General features: G+C 57.9%; 22 protein-coding genes. 14 read left to right on the top strand and 8 right to left on the bottom strand.

Going from position 1 to position 26518, the window contains the following annotated elements; genetic code table 11:
• Positions 1 to 33 precede the first annotated feature (33 nt).
• The gene (gene kdgD / locus F8N12_RS21385) at positions 34 to 945 is read right to left on the bottom strand and encodes a 5-dehydro-4-deoxyglucarate dehydratase (protein WP_150582175.1); all 912 of its coding nucleotides are present in this window, start codon (positions 943 to 945) and stop codon (positions 34 to 36) included.
• A 299-nt stretch (positions 946 to 1244) separates the two neighbouring features.
• On the opposite strand from kdgD, the gene F8N12_RS21380 reads away from it, so the two are divergent.
• Positions 1245 to 1622 (top strand): hypothetical protein, encoded by a 378-nt coding sequence (locus F8N12_RS21380; RefSeq protein ID WP_150582174.1) that lies wholly within the window; start codon positions 1245 to 1247, stop codon positions 1620 to 1622.
• 61 nt (positions 1623 to 1683) lie between these two features.
• On the opposite strand, the gene F8N12_RS21375 is transcribed toward F8N12_RS21380, so the two are convergent.
• From F8N12_RS21375 to F8N12_RS21360, 4 genes are all read right to left on the bottom strand, one after another.
• On the bottom strand, positions 1684 to 2433 hold the full coding sequence (locus F8N12_RS21375) for a FadR/GntR family transcriptional regulator (protein WP_028623926.1): 750 nt from the start codon (positions 2431 to 2433) through the stop codon (positions 1684 to 1686).
• Positions 2434 to 2813: 380 nt separating this feature from the next.
• Positions 2814 to 4541 (bottom strand): ABC transporter ATP-binding protein/permease, encoded by a 1728-nt coding sequence (locus F8N12_RS21370; protein WP_150582173.1) that lies wholly within the window; start codon positions 4539 to 4541, stop codon positions 2814 to 2816.
• A 97-nt stretch (positions 4542 to 4638) separates the two neighbouring features.
• Entirely contained in the window at positions 4639 to 5199 is a 561-nt protein-coding gene (locus tag F8N12_RS21365; RefSeq protein ID WP_150582172.1) for a response regulator transcription factor, read from the bottom strand.
• Entirely contained in the window at positions 5192 to 6454 is a 1263-nt protein-coding gene (locus tag F8N12_RS21360) for an ATP-binding protein (RefSeq protein ID WP_150582171.1), read from the bottom strand. Before F8N12_RS21360 ends, F8N12_RS21365 begins: the two co-directional genes overlap by 8 nt.
• A gap of 358 nt (positions 6455 to 6812) precedes the next feature.
• On the opposite strand from F8N12_RS21360, the gene F8N12_RS21355 reads away from it, so the two are divergent.
• From F8N12_RS21355 to F8N12_RS21315, 9 genes are all read left to right on the top strand, one after another.
• Positions 6813 to 7529: an SIMPL domain-containing protein gene (locus tag F8N12_RS21355; protein ID WP_150582170.1), complete on the top strand. Its 717-nt coding sequence runs from the start codon at positions 6813 to 6815 to the stop codon at positions 7527 to 7529.
• A gap of 543 nt (positions 7530 to 8072) precedes the next feature.
• Positions 8073 to 9698 (top strand): ABC transporter substrate-binding protein, encoded by a 1626-nt coding sequence (locus tag F8N12_RS21350; protein ID WP_150582169.1) that lies wholly within the window; start codon positions 8073 to 8075, stop codon positions 9696 to 9698.
• 301 nt (positions 9699 to 9999) lie between these two features.
• The gene (locus tag F8N12_RS21345) at positions 10000 to 11601 is read left to right on the top strand and encodes an ABC transporter substrate-binding protein (RefSeq protein WP_150582168.1); all 1602 of its coding nucleotides are present in this window, start codon (positions 10000 to 10002) and stop codon (positions 11599 to 11601) included.
• A gap of 167 nt (positions 11602 to 11768) precedes the next feature.
• A complete protein-coding gene (locus F8N12_RS21340) occupies positions 11769 to 13202 on the top strand; it encodes an OprD family porin (RefSeq protein ID WP_150582167.1) in 1434 nt (477 codons plus the stop codon).
• A 78-nt stretch (positions 13203 to 13280) separates the two neighbouring features.
• On the top strand, positions 13281 to 14876 hold the full coding sequence (locus F8N12_RS21335) for an ABC transporter substrate-binding protein (RefSeq protein WP_150582166.1): 1596 nt from the start codon (positions 13281 to 13283) through the stop codon (positions 14874 to 14876).
• Between the two features lie 74 nt (positions 14877 to 14950).
• Entirely contained in the window at positions 14951 to 15961 is a 1011-nt protein-coding gene (locus tag F8N12_RS21330; protein WP_150582165.1) for an ABC transporter permease subunit, read from the top strand.
• Between the two features lie 4 nt (positions 15962 to 15965).
• Complete coding sequence (locus tag F8N12_RS21325; RefSeq protein WP_412072159.1) at positions 15966 to 16895, top strand: ABC transporter permease subunit; 930 nt, start codon at positions 15966 to 15968, stop codon at positions 16893 to 16895.
• Between the two features lie 12 nt (positions 16896 to 16907).
• Positions 16908 to 17876, top strand: coding sequence for an ABC transporter ATP-binding protein (locus tag F8N12_RS21320; RefSeq protein ID WP_150582163.1), 969 nt, complete (start codon positions 16908 to 16910; stop codon positions 17874 to 17876).
• A complete protein-coding gene (locus F8N12_RS21315) occupies positions 17876 to 18856 on the top strand; it encodes a peptide ABC transporter ATP-binding protein (protein WP_150582162.1) in 981 nt (326 codons plus the stop codon). The genes F8N12_RS21320 and F8N12_RS21315 overlap by 1 nt, the downstream gene beginning before the upstream one ends.
• 199 nt (positions 18857 to 19055) lie before the next feature.
• Here F8N12_RS21315 and F8N12_RS21310 read toward each other — a convergent pair whose 3' ends face one another.
• From F8N12_RS21310 to F8N12_RS21300, 3 genes are all read right to left on the bottom strand, one after another.
• Positions 19056 to 19274: a hypothetical protein gene (locus F8N12_RS21310; protein ID WP_150582161.1), complete on the bottom strand. Its 219-nt coding sequence runs from the start codon at positions 19272 to 19274 to the stop codon at positions 19056 to 19058.
• Between the two features lie 156 nt (positions 19275 to 19430).
• A complete protein-coding gene (locus tag F8N12_RS21305) occupies positions 19431 to 20633 on the bottom strand; it encodes an MFS transporter (RefSeq protein ID WP_150582160.1) in 1203 nt (400 codons plus the stop codon).
• A gap of 356 nt (positions 20634 to 20989) precedes the next feature.
• Positions 20990 to 22573 carry a peptide chain release factor 3 gene (locus F8N12_RS21300; RefSeq protein WP_028624144.1) on the bottom strand — a complete coding sequence of 528 codons (1584 nt, stop codon included), beginning with the start codon at positions 22571 to 22573 and terminating at the stop codon, positions 20990 to 20992.
• 422 nt (positions 22574 to 22995) lie between these two features.
• Here F8N12_RS21300 and F8N12_RS21295 point away from each other — a divergent pair, with 422 nt between their 5' ends.
• From F8N12_RS21295 to F8N12_RS21280, 4 genes are read left to right on the top strand one after another with little or no spacing between them, the layout of a single operon-like run.
• Positions 22996 to 23712 (top strand): ABC transporter permease, encoded by a 717-nt coding sequence (locus F8N12_RS21295; protein ID WP_150582159.1) that lies wholly within the window; start codon positions 22996 to 22998, stop codon positions 23710 to 23712.
• A gap of 20 nt (positions 23713 to 23732) precedes the next feature.
• Positions 23733 to 24626 (top strand): glycine betaine ABC transporter substrate-binding protein, encoded by an 894-nt coding sequence (locus F8N12_RS21290; RefSeq protein ID WP_150582158.1) that lies wholly within the window; start codon positions 23733 to 23735, stop codon positions 24624 to 24626.
• A gap of 12 nt (positions 24627 to 24638) precedes the next feature.
• On the top strand, positions 24639 to 25292 hold the full coding sequence (locus F8N12_RS21285) for an ABC transporter permease (protein ID WP_150582157.1): 654 nt from the start codon (positions 24639 to 24641) through the stop codon (positions 25290 to 25292).
• Positions 25289 to 26446, top strand: a complete 1158-nt coding sequence (locus tag F8N12_RS21280; RefSeq protein WP_150582156.1) for a betaine/proline/choline family ABC transporter ATP-binding protein — start codon at positions 25289 to 25291, stop codon at positions 26444 to 26446. Before F8N12_RS21285 ends, F8N12_RS21280 begins: the two co-directional genes overlap by 4 nt.
• The last annotated feature ends 72 nt before the right edge of the window (positions 26447 to 26518 follow it).

The raw sequence follows: 26518 nt of genomic DNA, 5'->3' as shown, positions 1-26518 counted from the left end.
TGATCACTCAGCGGCCTTGTTTAATCGGGTGTGTTACTGCGCACCTTGCTTGTCGATCAGCGCGGCGAGCATTTCATACTCTTCGCCAGTCAGATCGGTCAGCGGTGCGCGCACAGGACCGGCGTCATAGCCGGAGATTTTTGCCCCGGCCTTGACGATGCTCACCGCGTAGCCCGACTTGCGGTTACGGATGTCCAGGTAAGGCAGGAAGAAGTCGTCGATGATCTTGCCGACGGTAGCGTGATCTTCGCGGGCAATGGCGTGGTAAAAATCCATTGCGGTTTTCGGGATGAAGTTGAACACCGCCGAGGAGTACACCGGCACGCCCAGCGCCTTATAGGCAGCGGCGTAGACTTCAGCGGTCGGCAAACCACCGAGGTAGCTGAAGCGATCGCCGAGGCGACGACGGATCGACACCATCAATTCGATATCGCCCAGACCGTCCTTGTAGCCGATCAGGTTCGGGCAGCGTTCGGCCAGGCGCTCCAGCAGCGGCGCGGTCAGGCGGCAGACGTTACGGTTGTAAACCACCACACCGATTTTTACCGATTTGCACACGGCCTCAACGTGAGCGGCAACGCCGTCCTGACTGGCTTCAGTCAGGTAATGCGGGAGCAGCAACAGGCCTTTGGCGCCCAGGCGCTCGGCTTCCTGTGCGTATTCGATGGCCTGGCGGGTCGAGCCACCAACGCCAGCCAGAATCGGCACGCTGGTGGCGCAAGTGTCGACCGCAGTCTTGATGATTTCCGAATATTCGCTGGCCGCCAGGGAGAAGAACTCACCGGTGCCGCCAGCGGCGAACAGAGCCGAGGCGCCGTATGGGGCCAGCCATTCGAGACGCTTGATGTAGCCTGCGCGATGGAAATCGCCCTGAGCATCGAAATCGGTAACCGGGAAAGACAGCAGACCGGAAGAGAGGATGGACTTCAGTTCTTGTGGATTCATTATTCGAACACCCTGAGTAGCTACGTTGTTGTTTGTGTGTGGTAGATAAACCATCAGCCTGCGCCGAAGTTGTAGGTCATCGTACAACTTAAAAAAAAACCGTCAACTGCATTTCATCGCTGGGGGTGAAATTTGCATCGTTCACTATGATTTTTTCGCGTGAATTCCGGGTTCGGCTGCGGCGATGCGCTCCAGAAATGCCTGGTCAAACTCCATTTCGGCAAACCCTGAAATCGCCCCGTAAAGTTGAGGCCCCCGCCACGAATGGATCGTGGAACTTCGCACGGAGTGTATTGAAGATGGATTTCCTGTCACCGACCCTCACCGGATTCACCATTGATGAACTCGACCAGTCGGCCGTTATCAGCTTATCGATGCTGGAGGATGACTTGATCCTCGAGGTGCCGGATCACAAGGACATCGCGCCTAATTGGGATGTGTACCCAATCCTCGGAATGGATCCAGACGACCCTGACTGGACGGGTACCGAGGAGCCTGCGGGGTATTGGAACGACCGAATTGATGACGCGGTGAAACTCACAGGCATCGAGCTGAAAATCCCGAAAGCGGTGCTGGAGGATTACCGCAATATGGAAATCGAATTACGTTACAAATTCGCTGACGCGTCGAGCCTGGAACCGTACTCGGCGCCTGTGCTGCTGCATATCAGAGCTTGATGGAAGCGTTGCACAATGATCGTTCCCACGTTCTGCGTGAGAGCGATCACTGCTACTCCCTTTAGCCCCGCTGCGCCTCGGCCTCTTCATGCGCATGACGCAGACGTTCGCGACTGTTGGTCAGGTGCAAGCGCATTGCCGCGCGGGCGGCATCGGAATCCTGGCGGGCAATCGCGTCGTAGATTTCCTCGTGCTCACGGCTCAGGCGACCCATGTAGTGTTGCTGGTCGTCATGGGCCAGACGCGCGGAGTTGAGGCGCGTACGCGGAATGATGCTGGTCCCGAGGTGAGTCATGATGTCGGTGAAGTAGCGGTTGCCGGTCGACAGGGCAATCTGCAGGTGAAACTGGAAGTCCGAAGCCACCGCGTCGCTCGCATGGGCCGCGCTTTCGTTCAAAGCATCCAGCGCCGCGCGCATCAGAGCCAACTGCTCGGGGCTGCGGCGTTGCGCGGCGAGCCCGGCGGATTCCACTTCAAGGCTGATGCGCAGTTCCAGAATCGCCAGCACGTCACGCAAGGTGACCACCGTGGCCGGGTCGATACGGAAACCACTCGGGCTCGGCGTATCCAGCACAAAGGTACCAATGCCATGGCGGGTTTCCACCTGCCCTGCCGCCTGCAAACGGGAAATCGCTTCGCGCACCACGGTGCGGCTGACGCCGTGGGCATCCATGATCGCCGACTCGGTGGGCAACTTGTCGCCACGCTTGAGTTGGCCGTCGCGAATCTGCTCGGACAGCACCGTCACCAATTCCTGTGCGAGACTGCGGCGCTTGCGAGGGAGGCGTGGCACGTCGATCGGGTTTTCCATGGTGAACGTCTGTCTCGAGAATTCGGCTGAAAGTGCATCATAGCTCAACGCGGTTGTACGATCACCCGCCTCCTGCAGCGCAGATTTATGTGGCGAGGGGGCTTGCCCCCGTCGGGTGGCGGAGGGGCGCCAGATCTCGCACGTTTACAAGACCTTGCCAGTGCTGCGCACTGGAACGGGGGCAAGCCCCCTCGCCACGCACACCCCTTGCCACACACACCCCCTGCCACACCCCTTGCCACACCCCCTTGCCACACACACCCCTTGCCACACCCCCTTGCCACACATGCCGCCACGCCACACATGCCCCTTGCGACACGAGCCCCTTTGCCGCACGAGCCCCTTGCCACAACAGTTCTACCAGACAGAACTGCGGTGATTCAGGCGATTATGGTCTGGTCAATCAAGTGACCGTTTTCAATGCGCACGTGCCGCGGATGGAATCGTTTCAAACTGCTTCGATGGCCGACACTGACAATGCTCAGCCCCGGTATTTCATCGATCAACGCTTGATACAAGCTTGCTTCATCTTCTTCATCCATCGCCGAAGTGGCTTCGTCCATGTACAGCCACTGCGGGGCAAACAGCAGCGCCCGGGCGAAAGCCAGACGTTGTTGCTCACCGGGCGACAACATCCGTTGCCAGTGGTTGGCCTCATCCAGACGCGGCAGCAAGTGCGGCAGGCGACAGGTTTCCAAAACGTGGAGGTAACGCTCGTCCGGGTAAGTATCGCCAGCCTGTGGATAACTCAATGCTTCGCGCAACGTGCCAATGGGCAGATAAGGCTTTTGCGGCAGGAACAGATACCGCGCTGCCGGCAGACGGATGCTGCCATGGCCCGCCGGCCATAAATGCCCCATAGCGCGCAGCAGGGTTGACTTGCCGCTGCCGGAACGACCGCTGAGCATCACTCGCTCGCCCTCCTCTACGGTCATGTCTGCGTGGGTGAGCAGATGACGGCCATCGGCCAGGTCCAGCCCCAGGTTCTGAACCTGCAACGTAGCACCGGCATTCTGCACATCGATCGCCGGTGCACGCTCTTCGTTATCAGTCATCGCCTGGCGGAAACTCAGCAAACGATCACAAGTGGCGCGCCATTCGGCGAGGTCTTGATACGCGCTGATAAACCAGCTGAAATTCTCCTGCACGTTACCGAAAGCCGAGTTGATCTGCATGAGCTCGCCCAGCTCGATTTTACCGGTAAAATAGCGCGGCGCGGCCACCATGAAGGGGAAGATGATCGCGATCTGGCCATAGCCGGACGTAAAGAAAGTCAGACGCTTGGACACGCGCATGATGTCCCAGAAGTTGTGCCAGACCAGGCCGAAACGATGGCTCAGTCGACGGTTTTCGTTGGGTTCGCCGTTGTACAGCGCGATGCTTTCGGCATTCTCGCGAATTCGCACCATGGAGAACCGCAGGTCCGCTTCGAAGCGTTGTTGATTGTTGGTCAGCCCGATGAGGCGACGACCGATCAAGTGCGTCAGCCAACTGCCGACCGCGGCGTAGATCAGCGCACACCAGAACATGTAACCGGGAATGGTGAAGCCGAACACTTCGATGCTGCCAGACACGCCCCACAAAATAATCGAGAACGACACCAGGCTCACGCAATTGCGGATCAATCCCAGGCCCAGACCCAGGGTATTGGCGGTAAACTTGTTGAGGTCTTCGGAAATCCGCTGGTCCGGGTTATCGGTATAACCGCCTTGCTCCAACTGGTAATAATTCTTGTGGCCCAGCCAGCGGGCAAAGTGCTTTTCGGTCAGCCAGGCCCGCCAGCGGATGGTCAGCATCTGGGTCAGGTATAGCCGGTACACCGCCCCTAGAATCGCCACGGTGGCAATGCCGCAAAAATACAGAATCAACTGCCAGAACGCGCTTTCATCCTTGTTCTGCAAAGCATTGTAAAAGTCCTTGTACCAGCTGTTGACCCACACCGAGATGGCCACGCTGAACAACGACAGCGCGATCACCGCGATCAGCAACGTCCATGCCTTGCCCTTCTCTTCGCTGCGCCAGTAAGGCGTGGTCATGGCCCAGACTTTGCGAAAAAAATCCCCGCGCACGCGATCGTTGACCGCAGAATACTCAGCGTTCTGATTCATGGAAAGAGCTCGATAAGGATGGGATCACACACGAACCGATCATAGATGATCGGTTCGGATTGTCGCGAGACGTGAGCGGCATTCGTTCAGCGCAGGTTCAGCGTCGGACCGGGCGCTTCTGCAGTTTGCGCTGCAATGTACGGCGGTGCATGCCGAGGGCACGGGCAGTGGCGGAAATATTGCCCTCGTGCTCGGTCAGAACGCGTTGAATGTGCTCCCACTGCAGGCGGTCCACCGACATCGGGTTTTCCGGCACCAGCGTGTCGAGGTCAGCATGCTCGGAAAGCAATGCGGCCAGCACATCATCGGCATCGGCCGGTTTGCACAGATAATTGCAGGCGCCACGTTTGATCGCTTCGACGGCGGTCGCGATGCTCGAATAACCGGTGAGGATCACCACGCGCATTTCCGGATCAAGTTCGAGCAGTTTCGGCAACAGCACCAGACCCGAATCGCCATCCATTTTCAGGTCGAGGGCGGCGTAATCGGGGATGTCAGCCTGGGCGATGGTCAGGCCTTCTTCGGCGGAACCAGCGGTGCTGACGCGAAAACCACGGCGAGCCATGGCGCGGGCCATCACCCGGGTGAACGTGGCGTCGTCATCTACCAGCAGCAAATGCGGCAGTTCTTCACCTTCGGTCTGGATCTCGTCACTCATGTTCGTCTCCTCGGGCGACACGGGGCAGGCGCAGCTCGGTGAGCGTGCCGCCTTCCTCATGACTGTAGAGTTTCACTGAGCCGCCGGCGCGTGTCACGCTGGCTTTGCTCAAAAACAGGCCCAGGCCGAAACCTTTGCCCTTGGTGGTAAAAAACGGTTTGCCGATCTGTTCGGCAATGGCCAATGGCACGCCGGCGCCGTGATCGCGAATGCTGATGGTCAAGTCTTCGGCATTCCAGTCAAGCGTTACCTGCAACCCGTCGGGGCAGGCGTCGGCGGCGTTGTTCAGCAGATTCAACAGTGCCTGGGTCAGGTCCGGCGGCGGCGCCATGCGCGGCAGGGTCCCCTGACCGAGGCATTGAAAGCGGTAGCTGGCCTCCGGACGCATCAGGTGCCAGCGGTTCAGCGCTTCGTCAAGCCAGTCGGTGACGTCTTGCATTTCCACGGCCAGACGACGATTGGCCTCGGCCGCGCGCACTAATTGTTGCAAGGTTTCCTTGCACAGTTTGACCTGATCCTGCAGCACGCTCAGGTCGTCCTGCAACAACGGGTCGTGGTGGTCCTGACGCATCTCTTTGAGCAGCACACTCATGGTCGCCAGCGGCGTGCCCAACTCATGGGCGGCGCCTGCGGCCTGGGTCGCGACGGCGAGCAATTGCTGGTCGCGCAGCCCCTCTTCGCGACGAATGGCGCGCAGCTCTTCCTGACGTCGCAACTCCTCAGCCATGCGGGCAGCAAAAAAAGTGATAACGGCGGCAGCCAGTGCGAAGCTCAACCACATCCCGTAGACCTGCAGGTTTTCGCGGGCGATCGGAAAAGTCTGCAGCGGGTAGAAGCGCGCCAGCAGCAAGGTGTACATCGTCAGCGCGATGCCCGAGAGGATCACCGAATAACGCCAAGGCAGCGTTACTGCAGCGATCGTCAGCGGCACCAGATAATAAGAGACGAACGGGTTGGTCGATCCACCGGAGAAATACAGCAGCGCGCTGTGGATAAACAGATCACAGGCCAGTTGCACAGCGTATTCAAGCTCGGTGACCGGCCAACTGGTGCGCAGGCGAATCGCGGTGAACGCGCACAGCAACATCGAACAGCCCAGGGTCGCGGCCAGTTGAAACCAGGGCAGCGGCAGCAAATCGAGCCAGTAAGCCAGCCCCACTGAACCGGCCTGAGCGGCCAGCACCAAGGTGCGGATGAAGGTCAGCCGCCAGAGGTTCTGGCGAGTCGCGGAAGTGATTTGAATGGGGGCGAGCATGAGCTCTCCTGATGAGCGCTCCAGGCGGATCGCAGGGAGTATAACCAAGCGCGGGGGTTGGCAGGCAAAAGTGCGGCAAACGGCCACAGCCCTCCGGCAACACAGTCCTCTGTAGCAGCTGCCGAAGGCTGCGTCCGAGCGCGCAGCGGTCGCCATGGCGTCGTGTGTTTTGCAGAACTGAGCAGTGTTCAGGATTACGACCGCTGCGCGCTCGGACGCAGCCTTCGGCAGCTGCTACAGGGGTCATGAGAGTTTGTATGGAAGTTGTAACTGGGCGAACCGGATCAATAAGGCTAGAGTCTGATGGTTTTTGACGCAGGTTCGGACCTTACCCCTGCGCAATGTCCAAGGAGTTTTCATGCACAGTTTCCGCCGCAGCGCCGCCCTTCTTGCACTCAGCGCTGGCACCGTCGCCAGCCTCCCGGCCCTGGCCGTCGATGAGCTTCATTACAACCAGATTTCCCTGCGCGCCGAAGTCAGCCAGGAAGTCGCGCGCGACCTGATGATCGTGACGCTTTACACCGAAGAGCAAAATACCGACCCAGCCAAGCTCGCTGCCGACGTCAGCACCACCATGAACAAAGCCTTGGCCCAGGCCAAGCAAGTCAAAGACATCACCCTGCGACAGGGCAGCCGCAACAGCTACCCGATCTACGACACAAAGGGCCAGAAAATCACCGGCTGGCGCGAGCGCTCCGAACTGCGCCTGGAAAGCTCCGACTTCGCCGCCCTGTCGAAACTGACCGGCGAACTGCTCACCGACCTGAAAATGGGCGGCATGGACTTCGCCATCGCCACGCCAACCCGCAAAGCCAGCGAAGACACACTGCTCAAAGAAGCGGTCAGCGCCTTCAAGGCCCGCGCGCAACTGGCCACCGATGCACTCGGCGGCAAGAGCTACAAAATCGTCAACCTGAACTTGAACAGCAACGGTTATCCACAACCTTATATGCGCGGGCCGATGATGATGAAAGCGGCCAGCATGGATGCCGCCCCGGTCACTCCTGAAGTTGAAGCGGGCACCAGTCAGGTCAGCATGACGGCGGATGGGTCCATTGAAGTGTTGATGCCTTGATTTCATGATCCGCATGACAGGACGGCGATCACCGAGGTGATCGCCGTTTTTTTTGCACGGTTGAGATTGAAGAGGGCGCTGCCGTTGAAGATTTCGGTTACTTGGTGCCGGGCCGCGTAGGCTCTTCCAAGTGACTCGGCGTAAGGGCGAAACCAATATCCGCCATCACCAATAAAACGGATATACCCACCAAAAAACACCCCCCCGGTCGGCTACCAGGCCCCCCAGCCCACCACGCTCAAAAAAGAGTAAAACCCCACCCCCGCCAAGGTATAAATAAGTAACACCCCGCGCCATCACAGTGCATGTGCTAACTCGGTTGCCCCTCCCAGGCGCACAGGTTGCACCGAAAAAAACCCGCGCAAACGGTCAAATGCGCCAAAATTTATAGATATGCGACATTAAGGTACGTGCGTGCCACTGTTTAAGGCCCACAGCCGCTCTGGAACTTGCATTGGGTATGGCCCCTGCATAAGTATCCGCAGGCACGACTCACGAGGTCGTCCTCTAATTCCAAAAATGACAACAAATCATGAGGCCACCATGCTTAAACACGCGGTCATTCCGTTTTTAGTCGGCGCGAGCTTGTTAGCCAGCGCACCTTTCGCCCAAGCGGCGACTAACCTGGTGTTTTGCTCCGAAGGGAGCCCGGCCGGTTTCGATCCTGGTCAGTACACCACCGGAACCGACTTCGACGCCTCTGCAGAAACCATGTTCAACCGCCTCACCCAGTTCGAGCGCGGCGGCACCGCCGTGATTCCTGGTCTGGCGACCAAATGGGATATCTCCGATGACGGCCTGACGTACACCTTCCACCTGCGTGAAGGCGTCAAGTTCCACACCACCCCGTACTTCAAGCCCACTCGCGAATTCAACGCCGACGACGTGCTGTTCACCTTTAATCGCATGATTAACAAGGATGACCCGTTCCGCAAAGCGTACCCGACTGAATTCCCGTATTTCACCGATATGGGGATGGACACCAACATCACCAATATCGAAAAAATCGACGACCACACCGTCAAATTCATCTTGAAAGACGTCGACGCTGCGTTCATCCAGAACATGGCCATGAGCTTCGCTTCGCTGCAATCTGCCGAGTACGCTGCCCAGCTGCTCAAGGATGGCAAGACTGCGGACATCAACCAGAAGCCGGTCGGTACGGGTCCGTTCGTATTCAAGAGCTACCAGAAAGACTCCAACATCCGTTACACCGGCAACAAGGACTACTGGAAGCCTGAAGACGTCAAGATCGACAACCTGATCTTCGCCATCACCACCGACCCGTCGGTGCGCATCCAGAAACTGAAGAAGAACGAGTGCCAGGTGACTCTGTTCCCGCGCCCGGCCGATCTGAAGGGATTGAAAGAAGACAAGACTCTGAAAATGCCTGAGCAGGCAGGTTTCAACCTGGGTTATATCGCCTACAACGTGATGGACAAGGTGAAGGGCAGCAACGAGCCAAACCCGCTGGCGGACCTGCGCGTTCGTCAGGCCCTGGACATGGCCGTGAACAAGCCGCAGATCATTGATTCGGTTTACCAGGGCGCGGGCCAGTTGGCCGTCAACGCCATGCCACCGACCCAGTGGTCCTACGACACCACCATCAAAGATGCCAAGTACGACCCTGAGAAAGCCAAACAGCTGCTCAAGGAAGCCGGCGTCAAGGAAGGCACCGAAATCGTTCTGTGGGCGATGCCGGTACAGCGTCCGTATAACCCGAACGCGAAGCTGATGGCTGAAATGCTACAGTCCGACTGGAAGAAAATCGGCCTGAACGTGAAGATCACCAGCTATGAATGGGGCGAGTACATCAAGCGTTCCAAAGGCGGCGAAAACCAAGCCATGATCATTGGCTGGAGCGGTGACAACGGTGACCCGGACAACTGGCTCAACGTGCTGTTCGGCTGCGACTCGCTGGAAGGCAACAACTTCTCCAAATGGTGCGACAAGAAGTTTGACGACATCGTCAAACAAGCCAAACGCACCTCGGATCAGGGCAAACGCACTGAGCTTTACAAACAGGCGCAACACGTTCTCAAGGACGCTGTGCCAATGACACCTATCGCTCACTCGACGGTGTTCCAACCCATGCGTAACAACGTGCAGGATTTCAAGATCAGCCCGTTTGGCTTGAACTCTTTCTACGGCGTCAGCGTTAGCAAATAAGACAGGGCAACGGCGGCGTTCATGACGTCGCCGTTGCTGTTTCTATCGAGAATGTAGGAATGCGCCTACTCCCAAATCCGCCAGGAAGTCAACCGGATTTAGGGTGCGTCGCCTTTTCCCACAAGTCCTTCGGACCTTTCCCATTTACTGCCAGACCTCTTGGTTCATACCGTCGGGATCTGACCAGTGCATGTGTGGATCTCGATTTTTCGCTGCGTGCCATGGCTTGAAATCAATGGTGCCGACTGTGTCTTCGGACCAAACGTCAGCACATTGTCAAAACACTGAATAAGAGAGCGACATGCGCCATTCCCTGGTTTTTTCCGCATTGCTGGGCACCGGCCTGCTGGCCGTCACTTCTATCAGCCAGGCCGCCAACAACAGCCTGGTGTTCTGCTCTGAAGGCAGCCCTGCAGGTTTCGACACTGCGCAGTACACGACGGCAACCGATAACGATGCCGCCGAGCCGCTGTACAACCGCCTGGCCGAATTTGAAAAGGGTGCAACCAACGTCGTGCCTGGCCTGGCGACAAGCTGGGACATTTCCGAGGACGGCCTCAAATACACTTTCCATCTGCGCGAAGGTGTGAAATTTCACACAACGAAGTACTTCACGCCGACCCGTGACTTCAACGCCGACGACGTGCTGTTCACGTTTAACCGCATGCTCGATCCGCAACAACCTTTCCGTAAGGCTTACCCGACCGAGTTCCCGTATTTCAACGGAATGAGTCTGAACAAGAACATTGCCAAGGTCGAAAAGACCGGGCCGCTGACCGTGGTCATGACACTCAACAGCGTCGACGCTGCGTTCATCCAGAACATCGCCATGAGCTTCGCCGCCATCCTGTCCGCCGAATATGCCGACAAGCTGCTGGCCGAAGGCAAACCGAGCGACATCAACCAGAAGCCGATCGGCACTGGACCGTTCGTGTTCAAGAGCTATCAGAAAGACTCCAACATCCGCTACACCGGCAACCAGCAGTACTGGGATCCGAGCCGGGTCAAGCTCGACAACCTGATTTTCGCGATCAACACCGATGCTTCTGTACGCGTGCAAAAGCTCAAGGCCAACGAGTGCCAGATCACACTGCACCCACGCCCGGCCGATGTCACTGCGTTGAAGAACGACAGCAAACTCAAGCTCATCGAGAAGCCCGGCTTCAATCTCGGCTACATCGCTTACAACGTGCGCCACAAGCCATTCGATCAGCTTGAAGTGCGTCAGGCGCTGGACATGGCCGTGAACAAGCAAGGCATTCTCAACGCGGTATACCAGGGTGCCGGCCAACTGGCCGTCAACGCCATGCCACCGACGCAATGGTCATACGACGAGACGATCAAGGACGCTGCCTACAACCCGGAAAAAGCCAGGCAATTGCTCAAGGCTGCCGGCGTCAAGGAAGGCACCGAGATCACCCTGTGGGCGATGCCGGTGCAACGGCCATACAACCCGAACGCCAAATTGATGGCCGAGATGCTGCAGGCGGACTGGGCGAAAATCGGCCTCAAGGTGAAGATCGTCAGCTACGAATGGGGCGAATACATCAAACGCACCAAGAATGGCGAACACGACGTCAGCCTGATTGGCTGGACCGGTGACAATGGGGACCCGGACAACTGGCTCGGCACGCTCTATAGCTGCGACGCCATTGGCGGCAACAACTACTCCATGTGGTGCGATCCGGCTTACGACAAGTTGATCAAGCAGGCCAAAGTCGTTACCGACCGCGACCAGCGCACCGTGCTTTACAAACAGGCGCAGCAGTACCTCAAGCAGCAAGTACCGATCACACCGGTTGCGCACTCGACGGTCAACCAGCCATTGAGCGCCAAAGTCGAGGGATTCAAAGTGAGTCCTTTCGGACGCAACGTGTTCTCCGGTGTCAGCCTGGAAAAATAACCGTTAGTTAAAACGCCGGGGGCGCATTGCGCCCTCACGCAAGCGTGTTGCCGCAAATTGTCTTTGTGGCATCAAGCAAACGTTTGCGATGCCTGAAGAGTTCCACACCAATAGCCGGATCACCCAAGAAGACCGGCAATAAAAAAAGAAACCAAGGAGCTTCACCCATGAAACTGAGCAGCACCGCGTTATTGGCCCTGGCCATCAGCAGCATTACCGCAACCGCTTACGCAGAAACTCAAAGCCAGGCGTTCACCCCGGTGACCGTCAAGGAAAAAAGCGCGCAAAGCGAAGCCACCGGCTTCGTCGAGGGTCAATCGATCACCGGTACTACGCGCAACTGGTATGCGAACGAGCAGCTCAAGCGTGGCGGCAAATTTGCCTACACCAAAAATGGCTCGCTTGCAGAGACTGATCGCCGCATTAACTGGGTCCAGGGCACCATTCTCAAGTACAACTCGGGCTTCACCGAAGGGACTGTTGGTTTCAGCACTGAAGTAGCGGCGTACAACGCCGTTGCGCTGGAACGTGATCGCGAGAACATGGCTTCCGGTAATGGTGGCGCTCCGAAGACCGGCCCTGCGTCTGGCAACAACCGTACGCTGACCGAAAAAGGCGGCGACGCCGTCGGCCAGTGGAGCAAACTGGGCCTGGCCAACGTCAAGGCGCGTTTCTCCGGCACTACCCTGACCGCTGGCCGCCAGAGCTACAGCAGCCCGCAAGTCGACACTATCGGCAACCGTGCACTGCCTTCGAGTTTCCAGGGTGTGAGTCTCAATGTAGCGGAGCTGGAAAACCTGACGTTTGACGCCGCGACTTTCGACCGCGTCTCCCCGCGTACCGAGCAAAGCCTGCGCAAATTCCGCACCGAGTACGCAAACGGTCGTGCAGAAGCTGATCACATCTACACCGGCGGCATCACCTACACGCCATTCGCCAGCCTGACCACCAGCCTGTGGGCAACCCAGGCCGAAGATATCTGGAACCAGTACTACTTCGGCGCCACTCACGTGCTGGGTGACAGCTCGGTGCTGAGCCTGACCACCGGCTTTAACTACTACAAGACTCAGGAAGAAGGCAAAGCGCTGATCGGCGACATCGACAACGACACCTACTCTCTGTCGTTCGGCCTGACCCACCAGGCCCATAGCCTGACCTTCTCGTATCAGGAAGTGAACGGTAACGAATACTTCGACTACCTCAACGAAACCAACGGCATCTACCTGGCCAACTCCTTGCTGTCCGACTTCAACGGCCCGAACGAGAAATCGTTCCAGATCGCCTACGGTCTGAACATGGCTGAGTACGGCGTGCCGGGCCTGAAGTTCAACATCTACCAGGCGCGCGGCTGGGGCATCGACGGCACTCACTACACCGGTAACAAAGGCGTGGCGGACAAAGGCTACGATGGCATCCAGTCCCAGGATGGCGAGCACCATTATGAATACGGTATCGGCGCCGCATACGCTGTGCAAAGCGGCCCGCTCAAGGCCACGACCGTACGCGCCACCTACACCGCTCACCGTGCCAGCGAGAACCAGTCCGATGGCAGCATCAATGAGTTTCGTCTCGTAACCACCATCCCGTTCAACATTCTGTAAGACCTTTGCCGAGCGGCTGATTCAGAGATGAATCGGCCGTTCGGCTTTTGTCCTTCAACCGATTGCAGAGGGTTCTTGATGAAAATGCTTCCCCTACGTGCCGCCATCGCGGCCGCGCTGCTGAGTGTGGCGGTCGGCGTCTCGGCCAAACCGCTGGTGGTGTGCACCGAAGCCAGCCCGGAAGGCTTCGACATGGTCCAGTACACGACTGCAGTCACAGCCGATGCAGTGGCCGAGACCATCTTCAACCGTCTGGCCGACTTCAAGCCGGGCACTACCGACGTCATTCCAGCGCTGGCTGACTCCTGGGACATCAGTGAAGACGGTCTGACGTACACGTTCCACCTGCGCCAAGGCGTCAAGTTTCACACCACAGAATATTTCAAGCCGACCCGCAACATGAACGCCGACGATGTGGTCTGGAGTTTCCAGCGTCAGCTGGACCCGAATCACCCGTGGCACAAACTGTCGAGCGTCGGCTTCCCGTACTTTGAAAGCATGGGCTTCAAAGAACTGCTGAAAAGTGTCGAGAAGGTAGACGACAACACGGTCAAGTTCACCTTGACCCGCCGCGAAGCGCCGTTCCTGGCAGACATCGCCATGGCGTTCTCGTCGATCTACTCCGCTGAGTATGCCGATCAGTTGCTCAAGGCCGGCAAGACCGGTGACCTGAACAACAAACCGGTCGGCACCGGTCCGTTCATCTTCCAGCGCTACAACAAAGACGCGCAGGTACGCTTCAAGGCCAACCCGGAATATTTCCGTGGCAAGCCACCGGCTGAAGCCCTGATCCTGGCAATCGCCACCGACAACAACGTCCGCCTGCAAAAGCTCAAGGCCAACGAATGTCAGGTCGCGCTGTATCCAAAACCCGATGACATCCCGAGCATCAAGAAAGACGACAAGCTGAAAGTCGATGAATTGAATGCGATGACCGTCGCCTACATCGCGATGAATACCACGCACAAGTACCTGAGCGATGTGCGCGTGCGCAAAGCCATCGACATCGCTTTCGACAAGGAAGCGGCAGTCAACGCCCTGTTTGGCAAAGGCAATGCAACCGTGGCGGTCAATCCGTTCCCGGACACCCTGCTCGGCTACAACCACAGCCTGAAAAACCCGCCACGTGATCTGGACAAGGCCCGCGCCCTGTTGAAAGAAGCCGGCGTTCCTGAAGGCACGGTGTTAACCCTGTTTACCCGTAACGGTGGCGGTCCCACCAACCCGAACCCGATGCTCGGCGCGCAAATGATGCAGGCCGACCTGGCCAAAGTCGGGATCAAAGTCGACATCCGCGTGATGGAATGGGGAGAAATGCTTAAACGTGCGAAGAACGGTGAGCACGATATGGTGTCTGCCGGATGGGCGGGCGATAACGGTGACCCGGATAACTTCCTCACGCCTATGCTCAGTTGCGAAGCGGCGAAGAACGGCGAAAACTACGCGCGCTGGTGCAATGACAAGTTTCAAACCCTGCTGGATCAAGCCCGCGCCAAGGTCGATCCGGCAGAACGTGCAGCCCTGTACGAGCAGGCCCAGGTGATTTTTAACCAGGATCAACCATGGATCAGCATCGCACACACTAGAATGTTCACCGCAATGCGCAACAACGTAGAGGGCTATCACATTAGTCCCCTCACCACTAATAACTTCGCCACCACCCAGGTGAAGTAGATAAGAAAACTCCCGGCGTCTCTGACACCAGGGACGCCAGGCACGCCTAACCGGCTGATGAGGTACACCACACGATGTTTAGTTTTATTGCCCGCCGACTGGGGCTGTTGATCCCCACGTTTTTCGGCATCACCCTGCTGACTTTCGCGTTGATTCGCATGATTCCCGGCGACCCCGTGGAAGTGATGATGGGCGAACGTCGGGTCGATCCCGAGATGCATGCTCAGGCAATGGAACGCCTTGGTCTCAACAAACCGTTGTACGCCCAATACCTGGATTACATTGGCAAACTGGCGCAAGGCGATCTTGGCGAGTCCCTGCGCACGCGTGAAAGCGTCTGGAATGAATTCAGCTCTCTGTTCCCCGCGACCCTGGAACTGTCCCTGGCCGCGCTGCTGTTCGCCGGCATTCTGGGCCTGCTGGCCGGGGTGATCGCGGCACTCAAGCGAGGATCCTTGTTCGACCATGGGGTAATGGGCATCTCCCTCGCGGGATATTCGATGCCGATCTTCTGGTGGGGCCTGATCCTGATCATGTTCTTCTCGGTATCGCTGGGCTGGACTCCGGTGTCCGGGCGGATCGACTTGCTCTACGACATCGAGCCGCGCACCGGCTTCATGCTGATCGACACGCTGCTGGCCGATGAGCCGGGCGCGTTCCTCGATGCGCTGCACCACCTGATCCTGCCGGCCATCGTGCTCGGCACCATCCCGCTGGCGGTGATTGCGCGGATGACCCGTTCCTCCATGCTCGAAGTGCTGCGCGAAGACTACATCCGCACCGCCCGCGCCAAAGGCCTGTCGCCATCGCGCGTGGTCTTCGTGCACGGTCTGCGCAACGCATTGATTCCGGTACTGACCGTGGTCGGCCTGCAAGTCGGTACGCTGCTGGCCGGTGCGGTACTGACCGAGACCATTTTCTCGTGGCCCGGCATCGGTAAATGGCTGATAGAAGCCATTGGCGCGCGGGATTACCCCGTGGTGCAAAACGGCATCCTGCTAATCGCCTGCCTGGTGATTCTGGTCAACTTCGTAGTGGACATCCTCTACGGCTTTGCCAACCCACGCATCCGTCATCAGCGCTGAGATCATGACCATGACCACTCCAGCTTCAACTCAAAATCCAGCGGTAGCAGTCGATCAAAGCCTGCTGTACCCGTCCCCGTACAAAGAATTCTGGCAAGCCTTCTCCAAGAACAAAGGCGCCGTTGCCGGCCTGATGTTCATGACCCTGATCGTGTTCTGCGCGATCTTCGCCCCATGGGTCGCGCCGCATGACCCGAGCGAGCAATACCGCGACTTCCTGCTGACCCCGCCGTCGTGGCTGGAAGGCGGGCAGCTGCAGTTCCTGCTGGGCACCGATGAATTGGGTCGCGACCTGTTGTCGCGCTTGATCGAAGGTTCGCGCCTGTCGCTGCTGATCGGTTTGTCCTCCGTCGTGATGTCGCTGATACCGGGCATCCTCCTGGGGCTGTTCGCCGGATTCTTCCCGCGCCTGCTCGGCCCGACCATCATGCGTTTGATGGACATCATGCTGGCGCTGCCGTCGTTGCTGCTGGCCGTGGCGATTGTCGCCATCCTCGGCCCTGGCCTGATCAACACCGTGATCGCGATCGCCGTGGTGTCCCTGCCGTCGTACGTGCGTCTGACCCGCGCTGCGGTGATGGGCGAACTGAACCGCGACTACGTGACTGCTGCGCGCCTGGCTGGCGCCGGCCTGCCCCGCCTGATGTTCATCACCGTGCTGCCCAACTGCATGGCGCCGTTGATCGTTCAGGCAACCTTGAGTTTCTCCTCGGCGATTCTCGATGCCGCAGCACTGGGCTTCCTTGGCCTTGGCGTACAACCGCCAACCCCTGAGTGGGGCACCATGCTGGCTTCGGCTCGCGACTACATCGAACGCGCCTGGTGGGTGGTAAGTCTGCCAGGTCTGACCATTTTGCTCAGCGTGCTGGCAATCAACTTGATGGGTGACGGCCTGCGCGATGCGCTGGACCCGAAACTCAAGAACGCCGCCTGAGGAGATTCAAAAATGTCACTGTTGGAAATCAAGAATCTCAACGTTCGCTTTGGCGACAAGAATGCCGTGCCGGTGGTCGACGGGCTCGATATCTCCGTGGACAAGGGCGAAGTGCTGGCCATCGTTGGCGAATCGGGTTCGGGTAAATCCGTGACCATGATGGCGCTGATGGGCCTGATCGAACATCCGGGTATCGTCACCGCCGACGCGCTGAATTTCGACGGCAAGAACATGCTCAAATTGAGCAACCGTCAGCGTCGGCAAATCGTCGGCAAGGACCTGGCGATGGTTTTCCAGGACCCGATGACCGCGCTGAACCCGAGCTACACGGTCGGCTTCCAGATCGAAGAGGTGCTGCGTCTGCACCTGAAAATGTCGGGCAAGCAGGCGCGCAAACGCGCCATTGAGTTGCTGGAAAAAGTCGAGATCCCAGGCGCTGCCAGTCGGATGGACGCCTACCCGCATCAACTCTCCGGCGGCATGAGCCAGCGTGTCGCAATCGCCATGGCGATTGCCGGCGAACCGAAACTGCTGATCGCCGACGAACCGACCACGGCCCTCGACGTGACGATCCAGGCTCAGATCATGGACCTGCTGCTGGCATTGCAGAAAGAACAGAACATGGGCCTGGTGCTGATCACTCACGACCTCGCAGTCGTTGCCGAAACCGCTCAGCGCGTGTGCGTGATGTACGCCGGCCAGGCTGTTGAAGTCGGTCAGGTGCCGCAATTGTTCGACATCCCGGCGCACCCTTACAGCGAAGCGCTGCTCAAGGCGATTCCCGAGCACAGCCTGGGCGAATCTCGCCTGGCCACGCTGCCGGGCATCGTTCCCGGTCGTTATGACCGTCCGCAAGGTTGCCTGCTGTCGCCGCGCTGCCCATACGTGCGGGAAAACTGCCGCACCGAACGTCCGGCCCTCGACCCGAAAAGCAACAGCCTCGCCCGCTGCTTCTACCCGCTGAATCAGGAGGTGGCGTAATGGCCGTCGTACTTACCGCCCGCGACCTGACCCGTCACTATGAAGTGTCCCGCGGCCTGTTCAAGGGCCACGCGACCGTGCGCGCCTTGAACGGCGTGTCGTTCGAACTGGAAGCCGGCAAGACCCTCGCTGTCGTCGGTGAATCCGGCTGCGGAAAATCCACCCTTGCTCGTGCCCTGACGTTGATCGAAGAACCGTCCTCGGGCTCTTTGAAAATCGCCGGCCAGGAAGTCGCCGGTGCCGACAAGGCGCAGCGCAAACAGCTGCGCAAAGACGTGCAGATGGTGTTCCAGAGCCCGTACGCGTCGTTGAATCCACGACAGAAAGTCGGTGATCAACTCGCCGAACCGCTGTTGATCAACACCAACATGAGCGCCAGCGAACGTCGCGAGAAAGTCCAGGCGATGATGAAGCAGGTCGGTTTGCGCCCTGAGCATTATCAGCGTTATCCGCACATGTTCTCTGGCGGTCAGCGCCAGCGGATCGCCCTCGCCCGCGCGATGATGCTGCAACCGAAAGTGCTGGTGGCGGACGAACCGACTTCCGCTCTCGACGTGTCGATTCAGGCGCAGGTCTTGAACCTGTTCATGGATCTGCAGCAGGAATTCAACACCGCCTACGTGTTCATTTCGCACAACCTGGCGGTGGTACGTCACGTCGCCGACCATGTGATGGTGATGTACCTCGGCCGCCCCGTGGAAATGGGCCCGAAAGAGGACATCTATACCCGTCCCCTGCACCCGTACACCCAGGCACTGTTGTCGGCAACTCCGACCATCCACCCGGATCCGGACAAGCCGAAAATCAAGATTGTCGGCGAGTTGCCGAATCCGCTGAATCCGCCGTCTGGCTGCGCGTTCCACAAGCGCTGTCCGTATGCGACAGAGCGGTGCAGCACTGAAGAGCCGCTGTTACGTTTGGTCGACAGTCGGCAGGTGGCGTGTCATTACGCGGAGCAGTTCCTGGACGGCGCTGCGTAAGTAAGTCCGGAGGCAGATGCAAAACCTGTAGGAGCTAGCTTGCTGGCGATGGCGATAAATCAGTCAATAATCTGCCGACTGACACACCGTAATCGCTAGCAGGCTAGCTCCCACAGAGATAGGCGTCCGGCTCCAAAAACCTCTTCTACTCTGGCTTTGAAATGAGCCGGGATAGCAGAGGTTTTCTTTTGCCCGCGAATCAAGTCTGGCTGTCGTCATCGTCCATCGAGTCGTCGCCGTCATCGCTTTGATCGTCCGTGTCCGTGGTAGTCCCGGCGATCATCATTTCGCTGTAAGTGCTCTGGCCGTTCAACGCCTGCTTGTCATGATCCGGGCACTCGGCCCAGGCCGATGACGATCCGAGCGCCAACAGCACCAAAACCTTCAGCAACACCACACCTCGTACAAACATATTCATAGCCAATCCCTCCTGCTTGCCAGCAGCGAACCCGTACGCCGTGACGTTGCAAGAAATCTGGTTGTAAACCGATTCGGGTTCTCAGAGTAGGACTGTGATGATGGGCGTGAATTTAATACACCGGCAGAATGGTTTGGAATAATGGGTATAGCCAGATCAGGTAAAGACTGGATGTTTCCTGGCAGTGGCCATGTAGATCAGCGGTGTAGACAGAAGCGCCAAAAGTGCACTTGCCACCCAGACGCTGTGCCCGCCGAAGTGACCGTAAAGTTGACCGCCCAGCGTCGGTGAAAGCAACGCGCTCGCGCTCCAGCACATCGAGAAAAGCCCAAAGTACTGCCCGCTTTTCCGGGATTGTGCGTGCTGCATCACCAGCACGTTCAAGGTCGGCATGAAGAGAATCTCGCCCAGTGTCCAGATAACCGTTGAGAGGCAGAGAAAAACTACCCCCGAGCCTAAGGGCAACATACCGAGACCACAGGCCAGCAGCATACTGCCCGCCAGCAGTTGCCAGCGGGGCCCCCATCGCTCACTCCAATGAGAGATCGGAATTTGCAGTACCACCACCAGCACTGCATTGAGCGCGAATTGCCATCCGATGACTTCAGTACCGAGTCGGTAATAGTCAAGTAAGTAGTTGCCCAGCATGCTGTAGACGGGCTCGAACGCGAGGCCACGCAAAACTGCTGCGCTCACTAACCAGAGGAAAGGCTTGTCTCTGAAAGGTACGTTCGACCCCGCTGCACTTGGACGCATCTCATCCGCCCGCATGACCTCTCGATGCAGTGTCGCCCTGACAAACCAGGCTAACGCCAACAGGGTCATTGCGGCGCTGAGATAAAATACCCAGCGAAAATCAACGTGCGCAAGACTGCCCCCCACGACTCCCGCGACAGCCATGCCGAGATTGCTCGCAACCCGGTTCAATGATTGCGCACGAGCCTGTCGTTCGGTCTCGCAATACTCCATGATCAACCGCTGATGGAGTGTGCGAATCGCCCCATCAAGTACCCCGCTGACAATAAGCAATGCGGCCAGCAAGAACACATCAGTGACCAGTCCCAACAAAACCAGAATCCAGGCAGAGTTAAAAAACAGTGCGGCTGTGAGGCGAGTTGTCGAGAAATAATCACTCAACACTCCTCCAGCCATCGACCCGATCAGTAACCCTGCACCGTACCCGGACAACATCCAGCCCACTGTTTCAATCGGCAACCCCAGCGCCTGGCGTAGATATAGCGCCATGAACAGTTTGACCATGGCGCTCAACCGGCTGATGAATATCAACGCAGCCAACACCCAGGCCATTGAACAGAAATAGCCCTCCGGCCGAATCAAGTGCATGAATTGATTAGCCATGCCAGATTGTGCGTTATTGCTACATTGGTCAGCTTTGATCCGAGCCAATAAATCCGTTTGGTTTGGCAGTTCATTAAGTTCACTACTTTTCGGAATGTCATGTGAAAATTAGTAGCAAGAAAATTTTTTGTCCTCATGGAATATCTGGCGAGCTGAAAAAACAGATATGAACTACATGATCAAGGAAAACAACCTACAGAAGTTTCCTTGGTATTCATCGAATCCGCCGAATACAAAGTTCGACGTAAAAACTGCCGAAGGCTCGGGCGACGTTCGGAAGATCCTTTAATCTTCCCGCTGACAAAAAAAACCCCGCAGTTCTCACTACGGGGTTTTTCGGTGTAACCACTCAACGCTTAGTGATGTTCACGGGTCGCGCGGAATTTCACGTCTGGCCAGCGCTCTTCCATCAGCGCCAGATTTACACGGGTCGGGGCCAGGTAGGTCAGGTGACCGCCGCCGTCGATGGCCAAGTTTTCCACGGCCTTGATCTGGAATTCTTCGAGCTTCTTCTTATCACTGCAATCGATCCAGCGTGCGGAGTACACGGTGATTGGCTCGTAAGAGCACTCGACCTTGTATTCCTCTTTCAAACGGCTGGCGACGACATCGAACTGCAGCACACCGACGGCGCCCAGGATGATGTCGTTGCTGCGCGTCGGGAAGAACACTTGAGTCGCGCCCTCTTCTGCAAGCTGCTGCAGACCTTGACGCAACTGCTTGGATTTCAGCGGATCGCGCAGGCGTACGCGACGGAACAGTTCCGGGGCGAAGTGCGGGATGCCGGTAAAGCCGAGGACTTCGCCTTCGGTGAAGGTGTCGCCAATCTGGATAGTGCCGTGGTTGTGCAGGCCGATGATGTCGCCAGCAAACGCTTCCTCAAGCTGTTCACGCTCGGAGGAGAAGAACGTCAGCGCGTCGCCGATCCGTACGTCTTTGCCGGTGCGCACGTGGCGCATCTTCATGCCTTTTTCGTACTTGCCTGAGCAGATGCGCATGAAGGCGATACGGTCGCGGTGTTTCGGGTCCATGTTCGCCTGGATCTTGAACACGAAGCCGGCGAATTTCTCTTCAACCGGTTCCACGGTGCGCTCGTTGGCAACACGGGCCAACGGTTTCGGCGCCCAGTTGACCACGGCGTCGAGCACGTGATCGACACCGAAGTTGCCCAGCGCAGTACCGAAGAATACCGGGGTCAGTTGACCGTCGAGGAATTCCTGTTGATTGAATTCATGACAGGCGCCCTGCACCAATTCGAGCTGATCGACGAAGCGATCGTACTCGTCACCCAAATGAGCGCGGGCTTCATCGGAGTCGAGCTTCTCGATGATTTTGATGTCGGTGCGTTCGTGACCGTGACCGGCGGTGTAGACGATGATGTAGTCGTCGGCGAGGTGATAGACGCCCTTGAAATCGCGGTAGCAGCCGATCGGCCAGGTGATCGGCGCTGCCTTGATTTTCAGGACCGCTTCGATCTCGTCGAGCAGTTCGATCGGGTCACGGATGTCCCGGTCGAGCTTGTTGATGAAGCTGACGATCGGCGTGTCGCGCAGTCGGCAGACGTCCATCAGCGCGATGGTCCGAGGCTCTACACCCTTACCGCCGTCAAGAACCATCAATGCCGAGTCGACCGCTGTCAGGGTGCGGTAGGTATCTTCGGAGAAGTCTTCGTGGCCCGGGGTGTCGAGCAGGTTGATCATGTGATCGCGATACGGGAACTGCATGACCGACGTGGTAATGGAAATACCCCGTTGTTTTTCCATTTCCATCCAGTCGGAGGTGGCATGGCGGTCGGACTTGCGAGACTTCACGGTGCCGGCAACCGCGATCGCCTTGCCCATCAGCAAGAGCTTCTCGGTGATGGTGGTTTTACCGGCATCAGGGTGGGAAATAATGGCGAAAGTGCGGCGTTTCGCGACTTCGGCGGCCTGTTTGGTCATGGGAAATCGCCTGGCAGGTGATTCAAAAAAGGGCGGCGAGTATAGCTTAAAAAGTGATCTACGGACCACCGTGTAGCAGCTGCCGAAGGCTGCGTTAAGGGCCGAAGGACCTTCGTTCGCCTTAGAACGCAAAGGGTCGCTTCACAACCCCACGCAGCCTTCGGCAGCTGCTACGAGGGTGGCCAAATGGTGTCGAACGTGGGAACCTTTCAAAGCGTGGAGGCGTCCACTCCCCTGTTGCGACTATTCGTCAGGGTAGCAAAAACCTGCAAGTTAGCCTGACGAGGCTGCGCTTATGGCTCGATTTCATGCCGTCTTACCGGTCCTGATAGAGCTGCTTCTCGCGAACGTTTGATCCGGCAGCCAGGAATGGCATGCCAAGCAGGACTGCGTTCGCCGACAAAGAAAAAAGGAGTCCGCCTGTGGCTATTCGCTATGGCAAAGGGCTGATAGGAGGAGCGGTTGTCGTCGCCCTTCTGGCCCTGCTGGTCCACTGGATCGGCATCAACACGATCGAACATTACCGCGACGATTTGTTGTTTTACCTGCAAGCTCATCTGATTCTCGTCCTCGTTTCCATGCTGGCCGCCCTCGTAGTGGGCATCCCCGCCGGCATTTTCCTCAGCCGCCCGAGCATGGTTGGTCGCGCTGAACGCTTCATGCAGATCTTCAACATCGGCAACACCGTGCCACCTCTCGCGGTACTCGCGATCGCTCTGGGCATCCTCGGCATCGGCAGCGGCCCGGCCATTTTTGCTTTGTTCCTCGCATCTTTGTTGCCGATCGTGCGCAACACCTATGAAGGCCTGAAAAACGTTCAGGGTTCGCTCAAGGAAGCTGCTGTCGGTATCGGCATGACACCCGCTCAGGTGCTGTGGCGCGTCGAATTGCCGAATGCGGTGCCGATCATTATCGGTGGCGTGCGCGTGGCCTTGGCGATCAACGTTGGTACTGCTCCGCTGGCCTTCCTGATCGGTGCGAATAGTCTTGGCAGTCTGATCTTCCCGGGCATCGCCTTGAATAATCAGCCGCAGCTGCTGCTCGGCGCGGCCTGCACAGCCCTGCTGGCCTTGCTGCTCGACGGACTGGTGACACTCGCCAGCCGCCTCTGGCTCGAACGCGGCCTGCGCCCGTCTTAAGCCTCGGCAAAGGAATATTTATGAAAAGACTCACCTTATTGATGGGCTGCTTTCTGTTGTTCGCAGGAATCGTCCAAGCCGCTGAAAAACCGGTGATCCGCATCGGTGCCCGGGTATTCACCGAACAAACCCTGCTGGCGGAAATCACTTCGCAATACCTGCGCACTAAAGGCTACGACGTTCAGGTAACCGGCGGACTGGGTAGCAACCTGGCGCGCAGTGCCCACGAAAGTGGCCAGCTCGACATGCTCTGGGAATACACCGGTGTTTCGCTTGTGGCTTATAACCACGTGACGGAAAAACTCGACAGCGAACAGTCCTACGCCCGAGTAAAAGAACTCGACGCGAAAAAAGGGCTGGTCTGGCTAACCCCCTCGAAGTTCAGTAATACCTACGCGCTGGCGTTGCCGAAAACCATCGCGGACGAATACCCGCAGATCAATACCATCTCCCAGCTCAACGAGGTATTGCAGGCGCAGGAGAAGGAAAATCACCTGGTCGCGCTGGATACCGAGTTCGCCAACCGCTCTGACGGTCTTGTTGGCATGGTCGAGTTGTATGGCATGAACCTGACCCGCAAGAACATTCGTCAGATGGATGCCGGGCTGGTCTACACCGCGCTGCGTAATGGCCAGGTATTTGCCGGTCTGGTTTACACGACGGACGGCCGTTTGAATGCTTTCAAGTTGAAGTTGCTGGAAGACGACAAGCATTACTTCCCGGACTACACCGCTGCACCAGTGGTGCGCCAGGCGTTCCTCGACGCCAACCCGAAACTCGCCGAACAAATGAAGCCACTGGCTGAACTGTTCGATGACGAAACCATGCGTTCGCTGAATGCACGGGTCGATGTTGATCACGAAAGCCCTTCATCAGTTGCCGCAGATTTCCTGCGCCAGCATCCCCTCAACTAAGGAGGAAAAGACATGGAATTTCTGAACGCCTTTTCCCACCTCGACTGGACACAGGTCGCACACCTGACCTGGCAGCACATCACTCTGGTAGGTATCGCTGTTACTTTGGCGATTGTCGTCGGCGTACCGCTGGGCATCCTGATGACGCGCTTCCCCACGCTCGCCGGTCCGCTGCAAGCCAGCGCCACCGTACTGCTGACCGTGCCGTCGATTGCCCTGTTCGGCCTGTTGTTGCCGTTCTACTCGAAGTTTGGCCAGGGCCTCGGTCCGATGCCGGCCATCACCGCAGTGTTTCTCTACTCGCTGCTGCCGATCATGCGTAACACCTACCTCGCCCTGACCGGTGTCGAGCCGGGCATTCGCGAAGCCGCGCGCGGCATCGGCATGACGTTCGGCCAGCGCCTGCGCATGGTCGAATTGCCCATTGCAGTGCCGGTGATTCTGGCCGGCGTGCGCACCGCAGTGGTCATGAACATTGGGGTCATGACCATTGCCGCCACCATCGGCGCCGGTGGTCTCGGTGTACTCATTCTCGCTTCCATCAGCCGCAGCGACATGTCGATGCTGATCGTCGGCGCCGTGCTGGTCAGTCTCCTGGCCATCTTCGCCGACCTGCTTCTGCAATGGCTGCAACGCACGCTGACTCCAAAAGGATTACTCAAATGATCGAACTTCAAAACCTCAGCAAGACTTTCCAAAGCAACGGCAAAGATGTCAAAGCCGTGGACTCGGTGAGCCTGACCGTCAATGAAGGCGAGATCTGCGTGTTCCTCGGGCCATCGGGCTGCGGCAAAAGCACCACGTTGAAAATGATCAACCGCCTGATCAAACCGACCTCGGGCAAAATCCTGATCAACGGCGAAGACACTACCGACCTCGACGCGGTGACCCTGCGCCGCAACATCGGTTATGTGATCCAGCAGATCGGTCTGTTCCCGAACATGACCATCGAAGAAAACATCACCATCGTTCCGCGCCTGCTCGGCTGGGACAAGCAGAAATGCCACGACCGCGCCCGCGAGCTGATGAGCATGATCAAGCTTGAGCCAAAGCAGTATCTGACGCGCTACCCGCGTGAATTGTCCGGTGGCCAGCAGCAGCGTATTGGGGTGATTCGCGCGCTGGCGGCGGATGCGCCGTTGCTGTTGATGGATGAGCCGTTCGGCGCGGTCGACCCGATCAACCGCGAGATGATCCAGAACGAATTCTTCGAGATGCAACGTGCGCTGAACAAGACCGTAATCATGGTCAGTCACGACATTGACGAAGCGATCAAGCTCGGCGACAAGATTGCCATTTTCCGCGCGGGCAAGCTGCTGCAGATCGATCATCCGGACACCTTGCTGGCGCACCCGGCGGACGACTTTGTCAGCAACTTTGTCGGTCAGGACAGCACCCTCAAGCGCCTGTTGCTGGTGAAAGCCGAAGACGCCGCGGACAACGCGCCATCGGTAAGCCCGGAAACGCCGGTGGCCGATGCGCTGGAGCTGATGGACGAGCATGACCGTCGCTACGTGGTGGTGACCGACGGTGAGAACAAAGCGCTCGGTTATGTACGACGTCGCGACTTGCACCGTCAGACCGGCACCTGCGCGCAGTACCTGCGTGAGTTCAATGCCACGGCGGCGTACGACGAGCACCTGCGTATCCTGCTGTCGCGCATGTACGAGTTCAACCGTTCGTGGCTGCCGGTGATGGATGCCGAGCGGGTGTTCCTGGGGGAAGTCACTCAGGAATCAATTGCCGAATACCTGAGTTCCGGCAAGTCCCGAGGCGGCAAGACCAGTATTGTTTCGCCGGCTGAGACAGCAATGGTCTGACAAGACTCGCTGCCGCTGGGTAATATTTATCCAGCGGTCGCTTTTTATTGCCTGGAAACAGGATCCTCGTCC

The sequence above is a fragment of the Pseudomonas fluorescens genome, from assembly GCF_902497625.1.
In the GTDB taxonomy this organism is placed as follows: Bacteria; Pseudomonadota; Gammaproteobacteria; order Pseudomonadales; family Pseudomonadaceae; genus Aquipseudomonas; species Aquipseudomonas fluorescens_BQ.
Note: the sequence above shows the minus strand (reverse complement) of the source record. Positions and strands in the feature narration are given on the sequence as shown.

Bases quoted from the DNA above. Each gene is read 5' to 3' on its own strand.
- F8N12_RS21320 (WP_150582163.1), top strand. From the start codon at position 16,908: ATGTCACTGTTGGAAATCAAGAATCTCAACGTTCGCTTTGGCGACAAG.
- F8N12_RS21365 (WP_150582172.1), bottom strand. From the start codon at position 5,199: ATGAGTGACGAGATCCAGACCGAAGGTGAAGAACTGCCGCATTTGCTG.
- F8N12_RS21310 (WP_150582161.1), bottom strand. From the start codon at position 19,274: ATGAATATGTTTGTACGAGGTGTGGTGTTGCTGAAGGTTTTGGTGCTG.
- F8N12_RS21300 (WP_028624144.1), bottom strand. From the start codon at position 22,573: ATGACCAAACAGGCCGCCGAAGTCGCGAAACGCCGCACTTTCGCCATT.
- F8N12_RS21370 (WP_150582173.1), bottom strand. From the start codon at position 4,541: ATGAATCAGAACGCTGAGTATTCTGCGGTCAACGATCGCGTGCGCGGG.
- F8N12_RS21375 (WP_028623926.1), bottom strand. From the start codon at position 2,433: ATGGAAAACCCGATCGACGTGCCACGCCTCCCTCGCAAGCGCCGCAGT.
- F8N12_RS21305 (WP_150582160.1), bottom strand. From the start codon at position 20,633: ATGGCTAATCAATTCATGCACTTGATTCGGCCGGAGGGCTATTTCTGT.
- F8N12_RS21355 (WP_150582170.1), top strand. From the start codon at position 6,813: ATGCACAGTTTCCGCCGCAGCGCCGCCCTTCTTGCACTCAGCGCTGGC.
- kdgD (WP_150582175.1), bottom strand. From the start codon at position 945: ATGAATCCACAAGAACTGAAGTCCATCCTCTCTTCCGGTCTGCTGTCT.
- F8N12_RS21315 (WP_150582162.1), top strand. From the start codon at position 17,876: ATGGCCGTCGTACTTACCGCCCGCGACCTGACCCGTCACTATGAAGTG.
- F8N12_RS21340 (WP_150582167.1), top strand. From the start codon at position 11,769: ATGAAACTGAGCAGCACCGCGTTATTGGCCCTGGCCATCAGCAGCATT.
- F8N12_RS21380 (WP_150582174.1), top strand. From the start codon at position 1,245: ATGGATTTCCTGTCACCGACCCTCACCGGATTCACCATTGATGAACTC.
- F8N12_RS21360 (WP_150582171.1), bottom strand. From the start codon at position 6,454: ATGCTCGCCCCCATTCAAATCACTTCCGCGACTCGCCAGAACCTCTGG.
- F8N12_RS21280 (WP_150582156.1), top strand. From the start codon at position 25,289: ATGATCGAACTTCAAAACCTCAGCAAGACTTTCCAAAGCAACGGCAAA.
- F8N12_RS21350 (WP_150582169.1), top strand. From the start codon at position 8,073: ATGCTTAAACACGCGGTCATTCCGTTTTTAGTCGGCGCGAGCTTGTTA.
- F8N12_RS21285 (WP_150582157.1), top strand. From the start codon at position 24,639: ATGGAATTTCTGAACGCCTTTTCCCACCTCGACTGGACACAGGTCGCA.
- F8N12_RS21345 (WP_150582168.1), top strand. From the start codon at position 10,000: ATGCGCCATTCCCTGGTTTTTTCCGCATTGCTGGGCACCGGCCTGCTG.
- F8N12_RS21325 (WP_412072159.1), top strand. From the start codon at position 15,966: ATGACCATGACCACTCCAGCTTCAACTCAAAATCCAGCGGTAGCAGTC.
- F8N12_RS21290 (WP_150582158.1), top strand. From the start codon at position 23,733: ATGAAAAGACTCACCTTATTGATGGGCTGCTTTCTGTTGTTCGCAGGA.
- F8N12_RS21330 (WP_150582165.1), top strand. From the start codon at position 14,951: ATGTTTAGTTTTATTGCCCGCCGACTGGGGCTGTTGATCCCCACGTTT.
- F8N12_RS21335 (WP_150582166.1), top strand. From the start codon at position 13,281: ATGAAAATGCTTCCCCTACGTGCCGCCATCGCGGCCGCGCTGCTGAGT.